This window comes from Thermodesulfobacteriota bacterium, from assembly GCA_034189135.1.
GTDB lineage: Bacteria > Desulfobacterota > Desulfobacteria > Desulfobacterales > JAUWMJ01 > JAUWMJ01.
Genome location: JAXHVO010000026.1, coordinates 107,616 through 129,307 on the forward strand (window position 1 = coordinate 107,616; position 21,692 = coordinate 129,307).

19 protein-coding genes are annotated in these 21,692 nt (G+C 42.4%); 7 read left to right on the plus strand and 12 right to left on the minus strand.

The annotated features are described in order from the left end of the window. Nucleotide 1 precedes the first annotated feature (1 nt). The 3 genes from SWH54_03635 (at nt 2) to SWH54_03645 (ending at nt 1,265) form a co-directional block, all read left to right on the plus strand. Nucleotides 2-310: a septum formation initiator family protein gene (locus SWH54_03635; protein MDY6790341.1), complete on the plus strand. Its 309-nt coding sequence runs from the start codon at nt 2-4 to the stop codon at nt 308-310. Next, nucleotides 307-588 (plus strand): hypothetical protein, encoded by a 282-nt coding sequence (locus tag SWH54_03640; GenBank protein MDY6790342.1) that lies wholly within the window; start codon nt 307-309, stop codon nt 586-588. The genes SWH54_03635 and SWH54_03640 overlap by 4 nt, the downstream gene beginning before the upstream one ends. Nucleotides 589-731: 143 nt before the next feature. Next, a complete protein-coding gene (locus SWH54_03645) occupies nt 732-1,265 on the plus strand; it encodes a hypothetical protein (GenBank protein ID MDY6790343.1) in 534 nt (177 codons plus the stop codon). Between the two features lie 46 nt (nt 1,266-1,311). Here SWH54_03645 and SWH54_03650 read toward each other — a convergent pair whose 3' ends face one another. Next, complete coding sequence (locus tag SWH54_03650) at nt 1,312-1,950, minus strand: LptA/OstA family protein (protein MDY6790344.1); 639 nt, start codon at nt 1,948-1,950, stop codon at nt 1,312-1,314. Nucleotides 1,951-2,613: 663 nt separating this feature from the next. Then, nucleotides 2,614-3,264, minus strand: coding sequence for a PilZ domain-containing protein (locus tag SWH54_03655; GenBank protein ID MDY6790345.1), 651 nt, complete (start codon nt 3,262-3,264; stop codon nt 2,614-2,616). A 427-nt stretch (nt 3,265-3,691) separates the two neighbouring features. On the opposite strand from SWH54_03655, the gene SWH54_03660 reads away from it, so the two are divergent. Then, nucleotides 3,692-4,888 (plus strand): ABC transporter substrate-binding protein, encoded by a 1,197-nt coding sequence (locus tag SWH54_03660; GenBank protein MDY6790346.1) that lies wholly within the window; start codon nt 3,692-3,694, stop codon nt 4,886-4,888. Between the two features lie 224 nt (nt 4,889-5,112). On the opposite strand, the gene SWH54_03665 is transcribed toward SWH54_03660, so the two are convergent. Together SWH54_03665 and pyk are read right to left on the minus strand one after the other, a co-directional pair. Further along, the gene (locus SWH54_03665) at nt 5,113-6,456 is read right to left on the minus strand and encodes a glycerate kinase (GenBank protein ID MDY6790347.1); all 1,344 of its coding nucleotides are present in this window, start codon (nt 6,454-6,456) and stop codon (nt 5,113-5,115) included. A 388-nt stretch (nt 6,457-6,844) separates the two neighbouring features. Beyond that, nucleotides 6,845-8,269: a pyruvate kinase gene (gene pyk / locus SWH54_03670; GenBank protein MDY6790348.1), complete on the minus strand. Its 1,425-nt coding sequence runs from the start codon at nt 8,267-8,269 to the stop codon at nt 6,845-6,847. 240 nt (nt 8,270-8,509) lie between these two features. Between pyk and SWH54_03675 the strand changes: the two genes are divergently transcribed. Then, complete coding sequence (locus SWH54_03675; protein ID MDY6790349.1) at nt 8,510-8,935, plus strand: response regulator transcription factor; 426 nt, start codon at nt 8,510-8,512, stop codon at nt 8,933-8,935. 62 nt (nt 8,936-8,997) lie between these two features. On the opposite strand, the gene SWH54_03680 is transcribed toward SWH54_03675, so the two are convergent. The 5 genes from SWH54_03680 to SWH54_03700 form a co-directional block, all read right to left on the minus strand. Next, nucleotides 8,998-10,200, minus strand: coding sequence for a response regulator (locus tag SWH54_03680; GenBank protein ID MDY6790350.1), 1,203 nt, complete (start codon nt 10,198-10,200; stop codon nt 8,998-9,000). Beyond that, on the minus strand, nt 10,160-11,986 hold the full coding sequence (locus tag SWH54_03685; GenBank protein ID MDY6790351.1) for a transporter substrate-binding domain-containing protein: 1,827 nt from the start codon (nt 11,984-11,986) through the stop codon (nt 10,160-10,162). The genes SWH54_03680 and SWH54_03685 overlap by 41 nt, the downstream gene beginning before the upstream one ends. 132 nt (nt 11,987-12,118) lie before the next feature. Continuing rightward, entirely contained in the window at nt 12,119-14,551 is a 2,433-nt protein-coding gene (locus SWH54_03690; GenBank protein MDY6790352.1) for a response regulator, read from the minus strand. Next, nucleotides 14,485-15,690 (minus strand): amino acid ABC transporter substrate-binding protein, encoded by a 1,206-nt coding sequence (locus SWH54_03695; GenBank protein MDY6790353.1) that lies wholly within the window; start codon nt 15,688-15,690, stop codon nt 14,485-14,487. Before SWH54_03695 ends, SWH54_03690 begins: the two co-directional genes overlap by 67 nt. Before the next feature lie 355 nt (nt 15,691-16,045). Further along, nucleotides 16,046-17,626, minus strand: coding sequence for an amidohydrolase family protein (locus tag SWH54_03700; GenBank protein MDY6790354.1), 1,581 nt, complete (start codon nt 17,624-17,626; stop codon nt 16,046-16,048). Between the two features lie 264 nt (nt 17,627-17,890). Here SWH54_03700 and SWH54_03705 point away from each other — a divergent pair, with 264 nt between their 5' ends. Next, a complete protein-coding gene (locus SWH54_03705; protein MDY6790355.1) occupies nt 17,891-18,454 on the plus strand; it encodes a DUF4136 domain-containing protein in 564 nt (187 codons plus the stop codon). A gap of 221 nt (nt 18,455-18,675) precedes the next feature. Further along, nucleotides 18,676-19,566 carry an acyltransferase gene (locus SWH54_03710; protein ID MDY6790356.1) on the plus strand — a complete coding sequence of 297 codons (891 nt, stop codon included), beginning with the start codon at nt 18,676-18,678 and terminating at the stop codon, nt 19,564-19,566. Nucleotides 19,567-19,841: 275 nt separating this feature from the next. On the opposite strand, the gene SWH54_03715 is transcribed toward SWH54_03710, so the two are convergent. The 3 genes from SWH54_03715 to SWH54_03725 form a co-directional block, all read right to left on the minus strand. Then, a complete protein-coding gene (locus SWH54_03715) occupies nt 19,842-20,972 on the minus strand; it encodes a hypothetical protein (protein ID MDY6790357.1) in 1,131 nt (376 codons plus the stop codon). Beyond that, entirely contained in the window at nt 20,969-21,364 is a 396-nt protein-coding gene (locus SWH54_03720) for a phage holin family protein (protein MDY6790358.1), read from the minus strand. Before SWH54_03720 ends, SWH54_03715 begins: the two co-directional genes overlap by 4 nt. 127 nt (nt 21,365-21,491) lie before the next feature. Further along, nucleotides 21,492-21,692, minus strand: a 201-nt coding sequence (locus SWH54_03725) for a hypothetical protein (protein ID MDY6790359.1), incomplete at its 5' end; no start/stop codon positions are given.

A 21,692-nucleotide genomic window follows, 5' to 3' on the forward strand; every position in this document is an offset into this window, starting at 1 on the left:
TATGCTGAACAAAGTTAAGCTAAAATTATCCATGGCCATATTGATATTGTTTTCCATGCTTTTTCTTATTTTGTTTGCTGAAAACGGCCTTGTTGATCTTAATTCGCTTAGAAAGGAAAGAGACAGGCTGATTGAAAAAAATGAAAATCTTGCCAGGGATAATCTTGATTTGTATAATGAAATAGAACGGTTAAAAAATGATGATAAATATATTGAAAATATTGCAAGGCAGGAACTCGGTATGATCGGGAAAGACGAAATAATATTAAAACCAACCCATGGTTCAGCAAAACGGTTGAAACAGAAATGATACCGGATAACGATTTTAAAACAGTCACCATGGCCAAGGTTTATGCCGGTCAGGGCCATTATGAAAAAGCAGCAGAAATTTATAAGCACCTTTTAAAAAATGAACCCGACAATCCGGATCTTGCCAGAGCACTTGCAGGAGTTGAAAACAAATTACACCCAAAAATAAGAGGGGGGAGTGAGGATCTTGGAGACCTGTTCAGCACATGGATCGATCTTATTCTCAGGTATAAAAAGATGAGGTATTTAAGGAAGATAAAAGGAACGTTTAAGGGGTGAGATCTTGGTATATTAAAATGTTATTGATTTTATTTTATATTGAAGGTAATATTTAAACAATGTAATAACTGAACATTTTAATACATTAAGGAGAAAAGGAAAAACCAACACATTCTTATCTATGAGAAAGGGAGGAAAACGTTATGAAAAAGTTTTTGTATATAAGCCTGGTACTTTTGATTGGACTTTCTTTTACTGTTGGATGTGCAAACATGCCCTTGGTGGGAGGTTCTAAGAAGAAGACGAAAACGGTTTCTGAACAAACCCTCTATTCACAGGTGCCGGAATCTATGCGAGCTGATGTGAAAGAGGCGGAGTTTGACCTACAGGAGGCAAAAAGAAACCTGAAACTGGCCCAGCAAAAAGTAAAGGTCGGAAAACTTAAAAAAGAACTGGGCAGTTTGCAGAAAGATGGTGCGGATTCTGAATTGGAAGCAGCAGAAAAGAAAGTGGAAGAAAAAGAACTTGCAGTGGAAGTTGCAAAATTAGAGGCGATTGACAATGCAAATCTGGGTGATAAAATCGATAACATCAAAAAAATTGCAAAAGTAAAGTCTAAAAAACTCAATGCCGAGGCGGATGCAGTAGAAGCCAAGGCTGAATATACCACCACCAACCTTGAGGTAAAAAAGCTGAAGAAAAAAATAGAAAAAATGGAGGCAAAAATAAAAGATTAAAACCAATATGTTGTAACAGGAAAGGCGGGGCTAAAACCCCCGCCTTTTAATTTTTTGGCGGTTTTGTTTTTTTTGTTGGGTCCAAAACAGGAGTATCCGGATCGGGCTTAGATGACAAATCTTTTGTAGAGTAGAACAGCGCTTTTACACGATTTTCCGTACCGCTTTCAACCTTAACCGTGTTTTCTGACCGGTTAAGGGTTATTTTTGAACCGGAAACATAATTTTTATTGCTGAATACAGTTGAATTTTCTCCGGTTAATACCAGCACCATGGTCTTTGTTGTGTAGACTGCCTGCTGTGTGGTCGCTTCCTTGCCATCTGCCCATATCTTCACGTTGCCGGTGGCAATAATTTTATCTATGGATTCTTCACCTGCCTTTGACTTTTCTTTTTTCCCCGGATCATGTTTATAAAAAATTTTCAGTCGATCCGATTTTATAATGAAATCTCCATACACCGCTTCAACACTACCGGTAAACTCAGCATAATTTCTATCATAGCTGCCCACCAGCCTGTCTGCAGTAATCCGTATTTTATCTGCTTTATTTTTTATATTTTTTGCCAAAGGCTCAGCCGAAGTCTGGGGCAGCGATATAAAAAAATAGGCGCTGAGTACTGTGGCTGCCGATAAAAAGAAAGATAATCTAATATGTAGCAGCATATTCAGAAACAAAGCTTTCACAGGATGGTTCCCCAAAGAAACGCGATTCAAGGTGTATTTTTTAAATTTTGGTAAAAAAAGTTAAAAAATTTAACTTTTTTGTATTTACATATTTTTATAATGTATATCATATAGATCAAATATGTAAAGTTTATTGAAATGATGCAGCAAAAAGCCCCTGGAGTGGACTATTCTCCAGGGGCAGGTTAAGGAGGTAGCTCTCAGGGGAATCGTTTTAAACCTAAGAGCCAAAGCACTTATAAGCTATATCGGCAGTTACGCTACAGAACTTTAGCTATTTTTTTTATTCAATAGAAGAGACCTTTGAAAAATGGTAATTTTCGAAGTCTACGCTTATCTGTCCGAGTTCAAGAAAGGCAAAGATTTCAACCACAGGAATATATTGAATATTTCGAGGATTGAAATTTGAGACTGACGTAGAAATCGGACAAAAAGTGCCGTTTTGCAAAGGTCTCTAGAAGATGGGCCCATGGTCTGTGTCAGAGACAAACAGTATAACATTGAAGGGTAAGCGTTCACTGGAGGTTGAAACAGGGAATTTGGCCCTCTCCCGGATTTCTAATTTCCCATTTCATGTTTATAGCTGTAAATTGCTGAACACATCGAATGCAGAGTGTGTGAAAAACCGCTACAACACAGTAAATAGGACTTTTTCCAACGCCATCAATTGTTGACCATGCTTTTAAACTTCACCCCGACGCCTTCCTGAACAGCCCGGACCACTTCACCGTTGACGATTGTATTTTTATTTTTATTGGAAAATGGGATAGCCAGCATAAGCATCTGTCCGGAAGGGAAGGAATCCTTGGTTGCAATAAAAATTCCAGTTTTGCTTATATCTTTGATCAGGCCGGTGTAAAAACGATTGTTGGTAGTGAAATTTATGGGTTTGGAAGATTTTTTTCTTTGATGTTTTCTGATGATTATTCCGTTTATTAAATCTTTGCGTCGTTCATCAAAATTTCTCATAAATTTAACGCCATAGCCAAAATAAAATCTGGAAAAATCATCAGGCAATTTGTCACGTCGGATCACTTTGGCGCAGTAACATTGATAAGCATTGGAATTGGAAGAGTAAGGGGAATTAATGATGCCAAGGTCCAGTTCGTTTCCCGGGTGAAGCTCAAGATCCGTTTCAAAATACAAGCCTTCACTGCTATAATTGTACATTATCGCGTCATCAGTCCTGCCGGTTTTTAAATCCTTGCATTTAACCGGGGATTCATACTCAAAGCGTGTATTATTTCTGCTTTCAAGATTTGAGTCCAGTGTCTGTACCTCCTTATTGGTTTTTACGGGAAGCAGCAAAATCATACAGGACTTAAAGAACTTTAAGCGGAAAACTTAAACAGTATTGTTTTGTAACAAATAAATTATCATAAAAAAGAGCAGATGTAAAGGCCCTGTACGCCGGACATCCAAAAAAGGAGGGCATTTTAAGAGTTACGGTTCAACGACTCAAGATTTTTTAACAAAAATCATGCCTTGAGGTGACCAGAGCTGATGTGTATATTGATTTGTTGTATTGTGAATCCTTGAAAAATGTTATATATATAACTGAAGTTTCGCATCCATGGTTAAAAAACAGCTAATAAAGCGAATTGACCCCGGAGGCCATTGAACGAACAGAGATAACGAATCAAAGTACATTTTATGGGTTCCCGGTGAGCGCCAGGGTGAAGAATGACTTTAATAAAACCATCATTATTCATTCATATATAAAACATATGGAGGCTGACGGATGTTAAAAGAGTTAAAAGCCAATGCGAAATCCCTGATCATACCGCTAAGCCTTTGTGGCCTAGCTCTATTTTTATCCGGTGGTGTATCGGCAGAAGATGGGGTCACGCAAAGCAGCATTACTATCGGCCAGTCTTGCGCACTTAAAGGACCGGCACAGGCACTCGGGCAAGGTATGAGAGACGGCGCGCTGGCTTATTTTAGACATATTAATGCCGAAGGAGGCATTAAAGGAAAAAAAATAAAGCTGATTACCTTAAATGACGGATATGAGCCCACAGCCTGTGTTGCAAATACCAGGCAACTTTTGGAAAAAGACAAGGTTTTTTTATTGTTTGGCTATGTCGGTACTCCTGCTTCAAAAGCTGTATTCGACCATATTAAAAAATCAAAGGTTCCGTATTTTGCCCCACTCTCAGGAGCAGAATTTCTAAGAAATCCTTTGACACCCGGGATATTCAATATCCGTGCTTCCTTTTATCAGGAAACCGAAGCCATGATAAAGATTCTTTTGATGAACAACTTAACACGTATAGCTGTTTTTTATCAGAACGATTCATACGGTAAGGCTGGACTTAAAGGGGTGCAAATCGCCCTTAAAGAAAGAGGCAGGCAGATTACAAGCAAGGCTTCATATGAAAGGAACACACTTGACGTGGAAAATGCAGTCAGTGAAATTGCGATCAGCAATCCTGATGCAGTGATTATGATCGGTGCGTATAAGGCCTGTGCCATGTTTGTCCGGCTGACGAGAGATGGTACCAGGAGCAGACCGGTATTCCTCAACGTGTCCTTGGTGGGTTCAGAGCCACTTGCAACCACGCTGTCAAATAAGGGTCTTGGAGTGGTTATTACACAGGTTGTGCCGTTTCCTTTTGACAAAAGGAAACCTGTGGTTGATCAATATCATCAGATGACGCGAGAATATATGAAGGGGGCAACCATCAGTTTTACGGGTATGGAGGGCTTTATTGCAGCAAAGACCCTTTGCAGCATTCTGGAAAAAATGAGTCATTTTACCCACGCCGAGTTTGTTCGCACTGCAGAATCGATTTCCGAGTCTCTGGGGGGCTTTAACGTTCAGTTTAGTCCTAAAAGCCGTCAAGGGTCTGAACTGGTTCATTTTACCCAGATCGGACCGGGGGGGTCTATATCTAATATAGACAATCTCAGTCAGCTTTATAAATACTGGGATTAGCCTTTAACCCCATAACGCAACTTACCAGCTTTGTTTAGCAACAGCTTCTTTTTGTGTCATGCGATATTGTTGCAGGTTACGGGTTGCGGGATACGGGTTATAAAAAAGGATTATTTCCTATTAATAACTCGTAACACGCAACTCGTAACCCGGAATACTTACGTGATAGGCAAAAAAAAGCAAGTTAATTAGTATTATGGATATCGACAAATGTCGTTGTGGGGTTAAACAACAAGAATAATTCGCAGATCCATCACGTTGGTGTTGGTAGGCCCGGTAATCAGCAGGTCGTTCAACTTGTTAAAGAATGGATAGGAGTCATTATTTAAAAGATAGTGATAAGGGTTTAGGCCCATATTTTCTGCCCGTTTAAAGGTGTGGTTATCCGCTATTGCACCGGCGGCATCAGTGGGGCCGTCGCCACCATCTGTTCCGCCGCTGAGTACAACAATATCATTTTTTTCTGCAATATCTATTGCTGCTGCCAGAACAAACTCCTGATTTCGCCCCCCAAGCCCGCTGCCGGTTATATTTACAGTGGTTTCCCCTCCTGAGAGGATACAGGCAGGCGGCGGTATGGGGTTGCCGGTTTTCAGTATCTCTTTTGCTATTGCGGTGTGAACCTTAGCCGCGTGCCTTGTCTCGCCTTCTACCATGGAAGAAAGCACCAGAGTTTTATAACCCATTGTTTTCGCTTCCCGTCTGGCAGCGTTTATTGCGTCCATATTGCTTGCAACAATCAGATTGTATGTATCTTTAAAAATTCGATTACCTGCTTTGGGGGTTTCAGGCACTTTCCCCGAGGCCCCTTGCCGGATGTATGATACAACCGCTTTTGGCAACCTCTTGGTTAGTTTGTATTTTTTAAAAATTTGAATGCATTCTTCAAAGGTACTTGGGTCAGGGACACCCGGACCTGATGCAATAACGTCCAGATCATCTCCGACCACATCTGAAAGTATCAAAGAAATCATACCGGCAGGATAAGCCGCTCTGGCGAGTCTTCCTCCTTTTATTTTTGACATATGCTTTCTGATTGTATTTATTTCGTGAATGGTGGCCCCGCATGAAAGAAGAATCTTGATGGTATCCTGTTTGTCTTTTAAGGAGATTCCTGCTGCAGGCAGCGCCAGGAGGGCGGACCCGCCTCCTGAAAGAAGGCAAAGCACCAGATCGTCTTTTTTTGCCTCCTCAGCAAGCCCTAAAATTTCGTCAGCGCCCTGCATTCCATTGTGATCGGGCACCGGATGACCGGCCTCTATGAGTCGGATACGATCAAGCTTGGCAGTATGGTCATATTTTACATTGATAATGCCACGGGTAATATTTTCACCGAGAATATCTTCTATTGCCGCTGCCATGGGTGCTGTCGCCTTTCCTGCCCCAATGACAAAGATGTTGTTAATGTGGGAAAGGTTATAGTTTCTGTTTCCGATAAAAAGATGATCACCGTCGCGTTTGCAGGATCTCTTTATTGCAGAGCCGGGCTCCACAGCCTGTACACCTTGGTGAAAAATTTTAATCGCATTGCTGCGCATTTTTTCAATACTATTCGACTTGGTGTTCATGATTTCTAAGCACGTTTATCTTTATATACGGTTTTTGTTCGTTTAAACGGAATATATTTATTAAAAACAAACATACGTTTTTCCATTTTAGCTCGGTTCGATCGGGGCATCACCTATGGGCCTGTTCCCATACTTAACAAATAATATCAGTATCTTACACGCCCCCTATCTTCTCAGTTAAACCCATACAGGCAGAGACGATCAACGCCACCGTGGGATTCTGTCCCCTGGGGCTGGCTCAAAATTAATTGAAGCGAGATAGCTGCCGTATGTTCATTTCCAGATAGGATTGTTAAGTATGGGAACAGGCCCATAGGCGATGCCCCGGTCGAACTGAAAAGAGATTGAACCCCCCCCGACCCTTTAGATAATTATTCACAGTATAAGGTCAATCCTCCTTACCGATTGTATGAATCTTGATCAGGTTTGTGGAACCGGTTTTTAGTGCCAGACCGGTGACAATGATCATCAGATCATTTTTTTTTGCAAATTTATGACTGAGTAAAATTTTTTCGCCCGCCTCTATGATGCGTTTGGTGTCATTAATAGGGGGGACCAGCAACGGAGTAACTCCCCAGACCAAAGATAATCTGTTATAAATTTTTTTTAAAGGTGAAAAAGCGTAAACCGGGCTGGAGGGACGTTGTTTTGAGATCAGCTTTGAAGTTTTTCCGCTTATGGAAAAGGTCACAATTGCCCTGGCATTTACCTCGTGAAGAATGTTCACACAGGCTTGTGCCACGGCATGGGTGACCGGTTTATGTCGGTCTTTTTTATACTGGATATTATATTTCATAAAAGGTGAGCGCTCTGTTTCAGAGGCAATTCGGCTCATCATTTTGACAGCCTGCACAGGATATCTTCCTGTTGCAGTTTCAGCGGAAAGCATGATCGCATCCGTGCCATCATAAATGGCATTGGCCACGTCGGAGGCTTCCGCTCTGGTCGGGATCGGGTGGTCAGTCATTGTTTCAAGCATCTGGGTGGCTGTGATTACAGGCTTATTTGCCATGATTGATTTAGCTATGATTTCCTTTTGAGTCTGAGGCACCATTTCCGGTTTCATTTCCACGCCTAAATCTCCACGCGCAACCATCACAGCGTCTGCGATCTCTAATATTTCATCCAACTTGCCGATTGCCTCCGGCTTTTCAATTTTTGCAACGACCGGGATATCGGATTTATGTTTTTTTAATATGGATTTGATACGCTTCAGATCCTTTGCATGCCTCACAAAAGAAAGTGCAAAAAAATCCACGCCTGTTTTAATGCCAAACAAAAGATCTTTTTTATCCTTTTCGGTCAGGGAAGGGGCAGAGATTTTAACGCCCGGTAAATTTATCCCCTTGTGTTCGTTTAATTTTCCCCCGCTAATAATTTTACAGGTAACCGTCCCTTTGGCTTTGGATACTACTTTCAGTTCAATGAGTCCGTCGTCAATTAGGATTTTGTCTCCTTTTTTTACGTCTTTTGCTAAGTGTTTATAAGTGGTGGACACAATATCTGCATCTCCGGGCACATATTTTGAGGTGATTTGAATGGTTTTATTTTTTTTCAGTAAAGCAGGCATGCCTTTTTTTAACGTGTTTGTTCTTATTTTGGGGCCCTGAAGGTCAATGAGTATTCCCACCGGTCTGTTCATCTCTTTAGAAAGGCTGCGTATGTCACTGATCGCTTTTTGGTGATCTTGGTAATTGCCGTGTGAAAAATTGAGCCTTGCCACATTCATACCGGCTGAGATTAATTTTTTTAATATCGGCCTGCTGGTTGATGACGGACCGATTGTTGCCACAATTTTTGTTTTGTTGGCCATAATGACACCTTCTTATAAGCCGATCCTTGGGAGTTTCTATTAAATATTGTAAAAAAGCTGTAATTGCAAACCTTTATTTCAAGAGTATCTTTGAGATTGTATCGAATTTTAAACCGCAACCTTATTTGAGCCCTTCTGCTGCTGTGATGAATTTCACACATTTCCTGTGATTTATATCATTGTGGCTTAAGCCTTTCAGTTATAAGCTGAATTTTACACGAGGTGGAGGATTTCCAAAGAATGGTAAAAAAGATAGGGGATATAATGGAAATTGACCGAAAAACAGCGAGCACTGTGCTGATAGTTGATGAATATCCGCTGTTTCGCAAGTCTTTGAAATCCCTTTTAGAAAAGGTGTCCTGTTATGAAGTCATTGATGAAGCGGAATCTGGATTGGAAGGGTTTAAAAAAGCGATGAAACACAAACCCGATCTGATCATTATGGATATTTCTCTCCCGGATATGAGCGGTATTCGTTTTATTAACAGTCTGAAAGATTCAAAAATAAATTCTCGGATCATCATCGTCAGTCTTCACTCAAATGCGGTATATGTCTCTGAAGCGTTCAAATACGGGGTGAGTGGATATTTTTCAAAACTTTCCGATCTCGAGTTGCTGGTTAATGATTTAAAGGCATCCCAAAAAAGCCGCATGTCAATAGGATAACGCTATCGCTTATTAATAGGATATTGAATAAACCAGCCCCGGAATAAATCAGTTTCGGAAAGCTAACCTTGATTCGATCTTTTCGCTTGGTCCAGAGTATTTCGAACTTTTTGGGAGAATTCGGAGATGTTGAACGGCTTTTGAATGAATCCGTTGCATCCTTTTTTCAAAATTTCATTCGCTTGTCCGTTGATCGCATAGCCACTGGAAAGTATCACCGGTAATTGTGGTTGGATATCTTTAATACGGTCAAACACCTTTCCGCCATCCATTCCGGGCATGATGAGATCAAGAATGACAAGCTCGATTTCATCGCCTTTCAGCTGGATTGTATCTAATGCTTGCTCGCCACCATGTGCGACCAGGACACGGTAACCCAGTCTTTTCAGCATTCCCTTCCCCACATCCAGAATCATTTTTTCATCGTCGACCAGAAGAATGGTTTCCGATCCCTTGACAATCTTTTCTTCCACAGCCGGTTCTTGATAAGCTTGCTTTTTTGTTATCGGTATATAGATGTTGAACGTTGTTCCGTGTCCCACTTCGCTATAGACCGTAATGATGCCATCGTGATTCTTGATGATTCCATATGCCGAAGCCAGTCCCAGGCCTGTTCCACGGCTCTTTTCTTTCGTTGTAAAGAAAGGGTCAAAAATCCGCTTTCGTACGGCTTCGTCCATGCCGACCCCGGTGTCCGTGACCGAAATCTTGGCAAAGCGGCCCGGTGTTGCCTGATATGGCAGGCAGTAGTCTTCGTCCAGGCTGGTGGTTTTGGTTTCCAGATAGAGTTTGCCGCCTTCCGGCATGGCCTGCCATGAGTTGACATATAAGTTCAACAGGACTTGCTCGATTTGATTTCGGTCTACTGCTGCCACCAATGGTGTGTTTTGCAATTTGATGTGGATTTGAATTTCTTTTTTTGTACGCCCGAACATTTTTCCGCTGTGTTTTACCAATATATTGATATCGGTGGGTTTGACCTCATACTTCCCGCCACGGGCAAATCCTAAAAGCTGTCTGGTCAGGTCCGTCGCACTTCGGATGTAGGCATCAATGGCCTGGATATGCTCAAAATGAGAAGGGGTGGTTTCAATATCTGTCGATATGAGCGAGGCCCGGCCCTGGATGCCCATTAATAGATTATTAAAATCATGAGCAATTCCACCTGCAAGCGTTCCGATTGCCTCGAATTTCTGGGTCTGTTGAAGCTGTTGTTCCATCTTTTTAAGATTGGTAATGTCTGTTGCTATTTGAAGCCTGACCAAACGTCCGTCTGTCCATTCTATGGCACTCGTAGTTGATGTACCATTTCTTATTGACCGGGTTTTCACCTTGCCAGATACAAACGCCGGTGGGTTTTCCGTTTTTGTCAATGAGTTGATCATTGCTACATATCGAACAGGGTTCGGATTCTCCTCGGAAAACAGCAAAACATTTTTTGCCGGTCATATTCTTGCCAAAGCTTTTTATCATGTTTTTATTCATAAAGAGAATGTCGTATGTTTCCATGTCAGCCACATAAATGGTGGCGTCGATGCTGTCCAAAACAGTGAGAAATCTATTATGGGAAGCCCGCAGCGCTTCTTCCGCCTGTTTGCGGTCGGTGATGTCCCGAGCCACGGACAGGATCACTTTTTGTTCATTGAGATCAATTATGCTTGAGCTGATTTCAACAGGGAAGCTTTTGCCCCACCTGTTAATATGTTCGGCCTCAAAAATCATAAAGCCGTTTTCCAATAGTTTTTTCCGAGCTTGGCTTCTTCCATGTTTCTGAACATCTTTTTGTACGCTAATGTCACCGGGTGTTAATTCAAGAAATTCTTCTTTACTATAACCGTAGCGCTGACAGGCGATGTCGTTAACTTCGATAATCTTTTCAAAGCCCTTATTTGCATAAAGATGCACAAAAACCGCATCATTAATCGAATTAAAAAATACTCTGAACTTTTCTTCGCTTTCCTGCAGTGCTGCGGCCATTCGGCTGCTTTCTGCCAGTTTTTCCTCCATTGCCAGGGTTTTGACTTTCACCTGCTCACGAAGGCTTCGATTCCAGGCTGAAACAACAGTAATGGCGAAAAGGGCCGAAACCGCAACTGCCGCCAGTGCGAGAAGCAAAATTTTCCACTGCCGGCTGAATCCGCTCTCCTGAAAAGAGGCTACAAGTGCCTCGTCAGCGTGCCATTTTTGCTGCCAGGCCTGCCATTCTGTTTGATCAATGAGGGAAAGTGCTTTGTCCAAGATAGCGGCCAGTTCTGGCCAGTCTTTTCGCACACCGATGCTCTCCAGAGCACTGCTCCGGTCGTAAACGGCGGCAAATTTCAAGTTTGATATTCCATATTTGGTTTTCAGGTGGCTGGCGGCCCCAAAAAATATGATGGCAGCATCGGCATTGCCGGTGGCCACGGCATTGAGGCCATCCAGCATGGTGTCGACGTAATAGGGTTTGAGTGTGGGGAAATCTTTAAAGATGTCCTGTACGTAATGATAATCGCGTACCAGAGCCACCTGTTTGCCGGCAATGTCTTCGCGTTTACCGATGGATTTATCATCAGCCCGGGTCATGATGGCCAGGGATTTGTATATGTACGGGCGGGTGAAAGTAAACCACTCCATACGCTCAGATTTCTGAACCATGGTGGCCACCACATCCACCTCTTTTTTCTTGGCGGCTTCGAAAAGATCTTTCCACACGAAAGACGGGTGGATATCGAAACGAATGCCGATCCGATCGGCCAGGGCTCTCAGGACATCCACGGACAATCCTTCCACATGGCCTTCATCCGTTAAATAACTGTATGGGGGAAAATAACCGTCGAAAGCTACCCGGATAGTGGGATGTGTCGACAGCCAGGTACGCTGTGCGGGAGTCAATATAAGGGCATTTTTTTCCCCATGGGCTGCGCCTGTTGTAACTGGAAAAACATTGGGCGGGTGGCTGTTGCTTCCGGTCTTGAGAGGTGTTTCAGCGGCATGAATCACTACGCTGCCAAGCACACAGATCATGACGATAAAGGATAACCCGTAACAGGAGAAACCAGCTTTTTTTTTCATGAAGCAACTCTACTATTTGAAAGAAATTTGATTTGTTAGTCAGTCAATCATGTTTTTATACAAGAGAACATCAGGATCTTCGTGTTCAACATCCGGATTAATAGACCTGAAGCGATTCGTTTGTACCTGAAATTATTTTCTTAATTCTTCTTTTACGACAACCCCTATTTTTTCCAGAGTGTAGGGTTTTTTTATGTATTTGCCCGCACCCAATCTTTGAGCTTCTTTAACCCGATCCGTTTCCGAATATCCGCTGGCAATGATCGCCTTTTGGTTGGGGTGAAGTTTTATAACTCTTTGATACGTTTCCAGGCCATCAATTCCCGGTTTCATGATCATGTCTAAAATCAATAGGTCCACAGAATTATTTTTCAGGTATTCAACGGCATCTTCACCGCTTGAAACCGTGGTGACAGTATAATTCAATTTAGTTAAGATATTTGCCGCAATATTCCTTTGTTGTTTAACGTCGTCAATAACCAATATTGTCTCTTTCCTGCCCATATATTCTTCAACAGGGGTAAAGTCTTTTTTCCTAATATTCTTTTTACGGGTTGCCGGAAAATATAGTGAGAATGTCGTTCCCACTCCTTCAGTACTTTTTACGTCAATATACCCATGATGGTCATGGATTGTCCCCCAAACCACAGCCATTCCGAGTCCGGTGCCACTCTTACCCATGGCTTTTTTAGTGTAAAAAGGCTCAAATATCCTGGTTAGGTCTTCAGGCGCGATGCCCAATCCGTTGTCCTTTACCGCTAAAACAACGTAATCTCCTTCTTCCATTTCTTCATGTTTTATTATCGGTGCGTCAATATATTGGTTATATGTTGAAATGACGGTTTTTCCGCCCGCAGGTTGGGCTTCCGCAGCATTGGATACCAGATTCATTATCATTTTTATCAGCGGGGTCGAAGATCCTTCAATATTCAACAAGTTTGCATCAAGGTCGGTGTCTACAGAGACATTTGAATGATATTTTTTTAACTTTATATATTCCGGTGATTTTAAATACTCTGAGATGATATCATTTAAGTTTAAAACGTTTTTATTTTCTACCCCTCTTCTTGCAAGGGTTAAAAGATCCTGAACGATTTCAGCCGCTTTTTGACCCGAGTTTTTGATTGTCAGGATCGGTTCTCTTAAAGGGCTGTCTTTTTCAAGATCCATGAGTAATAGATCCGGATAAGAAATAATTCCGGACAAAATATTGTTAAGATCATGGGCCACTCCTCCGGCAAGCAGGCCGATGGCTTCCATTTTTTTCGATTGTTGAAGCCGGGTCTCAAGTCTCAGCTTGTCTTTTTCTTTTGTTAAAAATTCAAATTCTACCGCCACCATCCGACAGACGGTTTTAATTAAGTTCAAATCCCATTCGTCAAAATCTCTTTTTTTGCCGAACACGTTTATGGTGCCGGTCACCGCTCCCTCTCGATCGAAAATGGGTATCCCGACATAACTCTCCGCTTCTAACACTGATAAACTTTGTGCCAAGGGAAAATGTTTATACGCATCCGAGGTAATGATAATCGGCTTCTTTTCGGTGACGATCTGCAAACTGGGCAGACCGTTTATGGGATCAAAAGGATTATTATCGTTTAAGCCTATCGGTGAAAAGGCGACCTTGTGGAAACTGTTTTCCGACTGCTGGACTTTTATAATCAGCGTATGGGTGCCCAATAATTCCGATAAGGCATCGGCCACCCGATTGAAGAGGTCCTCCCCGCGATTGGTGATTGCGATGTTGTAAAAATATTCAACCCATTTGTTTCTTTCCTCAAGCGAAAGCATCATTTTGCAGATGTTATCGCTTAAAAATTCAAGTTCATAGATCCCTTTATATTGCGGTGATTGCCCCATTCGTATGGCGCTGATAATCCGGTTAAGCGGTTTTCTGAGAAAGCGATTCTGAAACAACAGGATCAATATCAGACCCAACAACAGCAGAATACCGGTAATAATATATGTCGTCTTAACCTGTGCAATAAGGGGTGTATAAGCCTGGGTATCTTTTATCAGGTCTATATCCCATTTCCAGGGTTTAAAGGTAATATGCTCAAAGTAATAGATTTTTTCCTTGAAATGAACGGTTGAAAAGGATTCTTTTGGATGATGCTTGGCAATAAATTTGATCAAATCCGTTTCGATTTGGTGCTGAAGCAATTCACCTTTATTAAACTCGAACAGTCGGCACCCGATGTTGTTTCTTTGGGTATAATCCTCAATCGCTCCCAAAGTGACCGCCTTTTTAATGATGACCGCCTTTCGGTTGTCCATTTTTCCGGTTTGCATCAACTCGGTAAAATTTTTATCACAGATATCATATATCTCACTGGCAATATCGGCCAACCCCTCTTTTATCTGTGCGTCGGCAAATTCCGAAACAGACCGCAGGACGAAAAAATATAGTCCCATGCCTACCAGGCCAATGGTCATTACCACCGGGATGACCATCCGAATAGGCAAGCTTTTAAAAATCTGTTTGATAGATGTTGGCATTAGAATATGGGTTCCGCTGTTTTTATTTGATCGGGCCACACCACCTGCTTTTGTCCATTCTGCCATTGTATAATAAAAGTGTGCTGTCTTACCTGCTTTCCGTTTTTATCGACACCAAACCGGCCAATAATGGTCATGGTATCCAGATGAAACAATGCGTCACGAACCTTATCCTTATTGATGCTTCGCGCTTCGTTCACTGCTTTTTCCAAGACCTGGCCCCCCGCGTAGGCCAGACCTGCATGATAACCCGGAGTTTCTCCATAGGTTTCAATGAACTGCTGATTGAATTTTTGTGCACCTGGATAGTTGGCTCTGGGTTCCCATAGCGATGTTCCAAAAACAGATTCGGCGTCTGCCCCGCATCGGTCGAAAAAACCCTGAAGGGCGGGTCCCACCGAGGCGTAAAAGGCTTTCGGTCGCCATCCAATCCTTTTCAAAGCTTTTGATATGTTGACCGCTTCATTCATATGGCCGGATACCATCAGTACTTGCGAATTGTTTTCTTTAGCTTTTAACACCAAGGGTTCCAGATTTAGCGTTCCCTTTTTGAATTTTTCATAATCAACAATATCCAAGCCGAATCGCCGGGCCCATTTTTTTGCGCTTTCGGCCAAATCAACGGAAAACGGATCGTCGGCATAGAGCAATGTAATTCTATCCAGCTCGTTTAAAACAAGCAGTTCTAAGAATCCGAGGGTAAATTTGCTGGCGGGTGTATAGACGCCGATGGTATTGCGATAACCTTTTTCCCACAGCCTATCGGCCGCTGCTCCTGCAATTAAGATGGGCATATCATTTTCTTCCGCAACGGGTAAAACAGCTTCTGTAATAAGGCTGGAGTACGGGGCAAACAGAAAGTCGACATGCTCCTTTTGTATCAGTTCTCGATATATGGTGATGGCACGCTCGGGGTCGCTTTGATCATCTTTAACGATCACCCGTACAGGCCTTCCCAATATACCTTTTTGGTGGTTCACATTCTGTTCCCACAGTCTAAACCCTTTATTCAGAGCATCTGACATGACGGCAAACCGGCCGGTAAGTCCAAGACTGACGCCGATTTTTATCGGCTTTTCCGCCATGCATGGGGATGGGAAAAAAATCATCGCAATAATGAAAACCAGGGCAACCCGTTTCCATCGGACTGTCGACTTCAATACTGTCGAATGAAAAAAACCGAACCAAATGCTAAATAAAGGCATAACCATATGTATTTTTTCCTATTGTTGGGGTTAATGAAAAAAAGGATTGATCATTTCAAGTATTAAAGCGTTTGTCTGACAAATCGATTTTACAGCCCAGGTTTATTTTTTAGTTTGGTATCATATGCGGGCGTTGGGTGACGACCCAATTGAAATTGGTTGACCGGTATTATTATCTCATATTTCACAAATTTTCTCAAGTATAAGTATATTTAAGATATTTTTCAATATTGGTTATTCATAACCAAATATTATTTTCAACATTTCGCAGGCAGGTTACTCGCAGGTTAACTTGAGGGATAAGAGAGTTTTTCTAACAAACTGTAAAGATAGGAAAGAAAAACTGTAGGACCAATTAAATATTTCTATTGCTTTGCAAAAGACCACTGATCACCGTATGGAAAATGGACATTTTTGGTTTGTAAGTTTTTCCGCCAAGATATAACCGGTCCGTCTTTAATTGAAGGAGATCCTTTGGATTCATTTCAAGGGGATTCTGATTTAAGACAACCATGTCAGCCATTTTGCCCTGTTGCAAACTACCGCGCTGATGTTCATCAAAAGTGGTCCGGGCCACTTCACAGGTGGCCATTTTCAGGGCCTGTTGAATAGATACGGATTGATCGGCGTCATAAGGATGATTGCATGCGCCATATATGGCTTCGATTGGATCAGGATGAGTCACCGGTGCATCCGAACCGGTGCTAAGATGTATTCCTGAATCGATCATGTCTTTCAGGGGTGAGCCTGTTTTTATCCGGGAACCTAAAATTTCTGCTAAATATGCCACCGGTTCTAAAGGACTGATTAAAAAGCCCGGCTGGAGGGTAATCCCGATTCCCAGTTTGGCACATTTTTCCAAATCTTCAGGTGATATTAAACATGCGTGGATAATTGTATGTCGGTGGTCTTCTCTGGGAAAATCTTTTAAGGCTTGTTCGATAGCCATGACCGCTTGGTGGGTTGCCGCATCTCCGATGGCATGCATTTCGATTTGCAAACCGGCCCGGTTTGCTTCTCTGGCAAATTTGGTCACTTCTTCATCTTTATAAAACAAAATGCCTTTATTATGAGGATCATTAGAATAAGGGTCCATTAGGGCGGCATCACATGCACCAAAACATCCATCCAGAGCCGTGGCAAAACATCCTCCGATTCTGGGCAATTTTCGCTTTAAAACCTTTGCTACATCCATGGTCTGGAAAAAAAGTCTGGTTTGGAATCTGTTTTGTTTCGTTTGAGCCCGTGCAATTAAACTTACTAAAGTAACATCCATATCCAGGGGAAACCCGACCCCTTCAACCGGATGAATCATCCCGATACCTTTTTCGGCAAGCAGATCATAACCCTTGATGATGCTTTTAACCAGGATTAAAGGAGGGACCATAGAGGTGGCAAAATCGGTTGCGGCATAATAGGCTTCGTTAAAAAGTTGTCCGGTATCTTTATTGAATCCGCGTAGTTTATGGATATGTTGCGGAAGTTTATTTAAAAAATAGCTGTTTATGATACATGAATGCCCATCATAGCAAAACATGATCAATGGTTGATTTGGAGAAAACTCATCAAGTTCCTGTCTGGTAATCAATCTTTTTTCTTTGACCCTATGTTTTGACGCTCCGAAACAAAGAACCAGTTTGTTTTTTTTATTATTGGCCATGAAGGCCTTGATCATTTCTCCTGTTCCCGCAAAATTTTGTGCGGACCGAATATCAAAAAATGAAGCAGCGATGAGTGCCCAGTTAGAAAAGTGAATATGACCGTCTCCAAATGAGGGTATCAGCGCTTTTTCCCCCAATTCAACTTGTGTTGCAGCTGAATAAGTCTCGGGCAGATGATCTCCCACATGTATAATTTTGCCTTTATCTTCAACTAAATAGCTGAATACATGGTTATGCTGATCACAGGTGATTATGGTTCCATGGAAAATCTGCATGGGGTTAAATCCTTTTTGAATCAATAAAATGAAGAGTTTTCAAAGCAGTATTCAATTTTATCCACACTTTAACCAGTCATTTCAATTTTTATCAAGGTTTAATTCAGCATACCGGGAAGATCGAAAGCGTTGAAATTGGCTTGCTGATACGTGTTAGTCCGGTATTTATTAATACCGGTAACTAAAAGCGTGTGCAAAAGCTCGACATTGACAATAATTTTCGGTTTTGATATTTTATGATCAGTCGTTGACTTGGAGGAAATAATGCAGAAACTTACAAATGTAATCTTTCTTTCATTGTTGGTCGTTTTTGTTGGTTGCTCCGGAATCGAAGTCAGTCAGGATTATGATGTGACAGCCGATTTTTCCCATTGGAAAACATTCGACTGGTATTTGGCGAAGCAGAAAAAAACAGGCGATTTACGAGTGGACAATCCCTTGCTCGACTCACGAATACGCAAGGCGGTGGACAGGTCACTTGCCCAAAAAGGCTTTCGCAGAATTTTTAAGGGCATTCCGGATTTTTATGTCGGGTACAAATATGCGATTTTCACCAGGATCGGTTCGGAACGTGTTCGCAGCGGAATCGGATTCAGGTTTGGGGGATCCGGCAGCTTCGGTGGTATCGGTATTGGAACAGGAACCGATGTCAGGGGGTATGATGAGGGGATGCTGGTGATCGATATCACTGATACTCAAAACAAAAAACTCCTGTGGCGGGGAACCGGCACTCGTCGTGTGTCCAGGCATTCGGACCCAAAAAAAATAACCAAACAGATAAACCAAAACGTTGAGAAAATTCTTGCTCAATTTCCTCCCCATCCGTAAACAGCATTGCATGTTTGTTCAATTTATCTTTTCGGTTTTGAGTAGTCCTCAGTACCATTCCAAACAGTTTCCAGCGTTTTTGCAATCTTAGGTGAACGTTGGATTGTAAAACTTTTGTCATAACAGGTAAAGCTCCTTGCATTCGTGATGCGAACCGGTTCTAGTACCAATTTATTATCAATAAATGGCGCTATTTCTGTTAGAATGAGGAGAAGGTCGATATGTTCACTTGGATGCCGGGCCCGCAGCGCGGGGTTGTGGCCTTGGGACTGATGGCGGTCAATACCATATTCTGGTGTGTGCCGCTTTTTTTGGTTGCACTTTTCAAACTGCTGGTTCCGGTTGGGACCTGGCGGCGCTGGTGTTCCGGCATACTTAACCAGATTGCGGTCTGCTGGATCCGGATGAATAATTTGAATCACCGCTTGACCGCAAAAACACGCTGGAATGTGCATGGCCTTGATTCACTAAATCGGCTTGAATGTTACATGGTGGTTGCCAACCATCAATCCTGGACAGACATTCTGGTGTTACAGAGAGTGTTTAATCGACGGATTCCGTTGCTTAAATTTTTTATAAAAAAAGAATTGATATGGTTTCCCATGCTTGGGTTGGCTTGGTGGGCGCTGGATTTTCCTTTTTTAAAACGGTATTCAAAAAATTTCATTAAAAAGCACCCCCATCTGGCCGGTAAAGACCTGGAAACCACACGCCGGGCATGTGAAAAATATAAAAACCTGCCGGTGGCGGTGATGAATTTCGTTGAAGGCACCCGATTTACCAAAGCCAAGCAAGACAGACAGAAGGCACCGTTTGACAATTTGCTGCGAGCCAGAGCCGGCGGGCTTGCCTTTGCGCTGTCATCCATGGGCGGCAGGATGAAACGTCTGATAGATGTGACCATTGTTTACCCTCATCAGGGTAAAAAAAGTTTTTGGAATTATTTATGCGGCAATATCCGCGAAATCAAAGTGCAGGTGCGGCAACTTCATATCACTGAGCAACTCCAGGGCGATTATATCGGTGACCGGGATTTTCGTAAAGGGTTCCAAAATTGGCTCAATGACTTGTGGACCGAAAAGGATCAATTGATTAGCCAATTGCAATCCTGAATGACAGACGCTCACGAGCTAAAAAGAGATTCTTCCCACCAACCGATGATCGAATCATATCTTTTAAATAAAACACCTTCGCTTTTTTCTATTTTCCTTATCCAGTCTCCCAGCGCCGAAGCATGATGAATAATCAAAGGGGTGCTGTGGTCGGGGAGAATATCATCAGCAAGTGCGTAAAGATCTATGACTTGCTGTATATTGACTGAGGTTTTTTTATTGTCCCACGGGGTGGGATGGATGAACCCATGATTGCCGCCCTCCTTTCTCAGATATCAGAAGTGGGACGGGAAATCGCTCTTTAGCTGTCTCATCAGCGTAACGGCCTTGAGGTTGGTTTCAACGGTTGTGCCTTTATTTAAATTGCGCAATATGGTGTCGTCAAAAGATTCAAAACCAATAGAAGCGAGTATGATTCGCATTTCCATCTTTTTTGCCAGATGAAGCGCTTTGATTAAATATTTATGCCCCTTAATGAACCAGTCCGCTCTCATGGTAAGGTTAATTTGTGAAAGGTGAATTCCTTTGGAAGTGATTTCAACTAACAAATCAGGAAGACCGGGCAGCGGATTTTCGTTTATCAGTTCAAAGGCAATTTTTCTTCCATCCGAACTTTCCGGAAGACAACGGATCTGGTCTAAAACTGTATTGATTCCCAGTGTTCCGTAAAATCCTTTGTCCACCGCTACATCACAGAAACTGCATCCCTTGCAATAAAGGCGGAATTTATGGTTTCCATTATTTTTCATAAAGGTCGGATAATCGATTTCCATGGATTTCTGCCGCGCAGCATATGGACATCCTATCTGTTGCAGGACCTGGCCGGTTGTGATCTGGTGAGGCACAAGGGAAGAATCCTCCAACCTGTACAAAGTATTCCAGTTTACCTTGCCCAAAAATTGTTCATCCCAATTCTTTTTGGGGTGATGAATTGTTTTTTGGTATTTGTTCAAATAGAGAAGTCCGGGATTTTTCTGCCAGCCTTTATGATCCAGGTTTAGCAAAAGGCCTATCGCTTGCTCTGCAGGACCGTGGAGTGCAAAGGAAAAACAATCTGACAGGCCGGGAAACCGATGAGGATGATGCTGCCAATTTTTTTCTCCCCAATAGTCCACATCGGCCTGAGGCCCGGCCAGAATTGTTACTGCTCCCTCGTTCTTTAACTCTTTTGCAAAGGAGAAGAGATCGCTTCGGCCACTTAATGTCGAGAAACCAATGATGGGTCTGTCTTTTGCGAAATAACCCAGCAGAGCTTTCTTGAGAAGGGTTTTGTCGTTGTTTCTAGTGACGGCGATAACGATGCAATCAAAAGGCGTGTTTTCCCGGATAACCGTGGCTGCCGTCTGGGGTCCGAGAAGTCCGTAAGTTTCATCTGAAAAGTAGCTGGTGATGATGGCGGTCTTCATTCCCACCGGTTGCCGCCGACATTTTTCAAATCAATATAGTCAACCGTTCCACGGTTGCCGATAAATGAGGTGAGAAGCCAGCTTATGAGGCTGATCAAAAGTGAGCCGAACACGGCCGACCAGAAGCCATGCACTTGGAAACCGGTTATGACGCCTGACGCCATCAGAAGCATAACCGCATTGATGACGAAGGTAAAGAGTCCCAGGGTCAATACATTCAGAGGTAGTGTCAACAACAGCAATAAGGGCCGGAAAAAAGCATTCAGTATTCCCAGTATGGCGGCTGCAAAAAAGGCGGAGAAAAAACCGCTCACCTGTATACCGGCTAACAAGTATGAGGTGGCAATGATCGCAGCTGTTAAAGTTAGCCACCTTAGAAAAATTCCTTTCATTTGTTTTCTATTCCTTTTTTTTGCGATTTTAGATTATTTTGAAATGATTTTTACCCAAGAATTCAAACACAGCTTTGATGGGTTAGCAAGTAGAATTTTAGAACGGAAAATGACCGGACAATAATAGTCACGGCATTGTATTTCGGGGAAGATAAGCATGGATGCGGGATTGTTGAATTTTCCCGAGAATCGATGGTTTTTGAAGATAATTAATTACAGAGCTAAACCCCCAGCTAAGCTGGGGAGAATGGCAAAAGCTATGCTGAGTATTTAAAAAATGCTCCTTTTGGATTAAAGGTAACAGCGCTGATTCTGTGACCAAAATCCA

Bases quoted from the DNA above. Each gene is read 5' to 3' on its own strand.
- SWH54_03635 (MDY6790341.1), top strand. From the start codon at position 2: ATGCTGAACAAAGTTAAGCTAAAATTATCCATGGCCATATTGATATTG.
- SWH54_03640 (MDY6790342.1), top strand. From the start codon at position 307: ATGATACCGGATAACGATTTTAAAACAGTCACCATGGCCAAGGTTTAT.
- SWH54_03645 (MDY6790343.1), top strand. From the start codon at position 732: ATGAAAAAGTTTTTGTATATAAGCCTGGTACTTTTGATTGGACTTTCT.
- SWH54_03655 (MDY6790345.1), bottom strand. From the start codon at position 3,264: ATGATTTTGCTGCTTCCCGTAAAAACCAATAAGGAGGTACAGACACTG.
- SWH54_03660 (MDY6790346.1), top strand. From the start codon at position 3,692: ATGTTAAAAGAGTTAAAAGCCAATGCGAAATCCCTGATCATACCGCTA.
- SWH54_03665 (MDY6790347.1), bottom strand. From the start codon at position 6,456: ATGAACACCAAGTCGAATAGTATTGAAAAAATGCGCAGCAATGCGATT.
- pyk (MDY6790348.1), bottom strand. From the start codon at position 8,269: ATGGCCAACAAAACAAAAATTGTGGCAACAATCGGTCCGTCATCAACC.
- SWH54_03675 (MDY6790349.1), top strand. From the start codon at position 8,510: ATGGTAAAAAAGATAGGGGATATAATGGAAATTGACCGAAAAACAGCG.
- SWH54_03685 (MDY6790351.1), bottom strand. From the start codon at position 11,986: ATGAAAAAAAAAGCTGGTTTCTCCTGTTACGGGTTATCCTTTATCGTC.
- SWH54_03690 (MDY6790352.1), bottom strand. From the start codon at position 14,551: ATGGCAGAATGGACAAAAGCAGGTGGTGTGGCCCGATCAAATAAAAAC.
- SWH54_03695 (MDY6790353.1), bottom strand. From the start codon at position 15,690: ATGCCTTTATTTAGCATTTGGTTCGGTTTTTTTCATTCGACAGTATTG.
- SWH54_03700 (MDY6790354.1), bottom strand. From the start codon at position 17,626: ATGCAGATTTTCCATGGAACCATAATCACCTGTGATCAGCATAACCAT.
- SWH54_03705 (MDY6790355.1), top strand. From the start codon at position 17,891: ATGCAGAAACTTACAAATGTAATCTTTCTTTCATTGTTGGTCGTTTTT.
- SWH54_03710 (MDY6790356.1), top strand. From the start codon at position 18,676: ATGTTCACTTGGATGCCGGGCCCGCAGCGCGGGGTTGTGGCCTTGGGA.
- SWH54_03715 (MDY6790357.1), bottom strand. From the start codon at position 20,972: ATGAAGACCGCCATCATCACCAGCTACTTTTCAGATGAAACTTACGGA.
- SWH54_03720 (MDY6790358.1), bottom strand. From the start codon at position 21,364: ATGAAAGGAATTTTTCTAAGGTGGCTAACTTTAACAGCTGCGATCATT.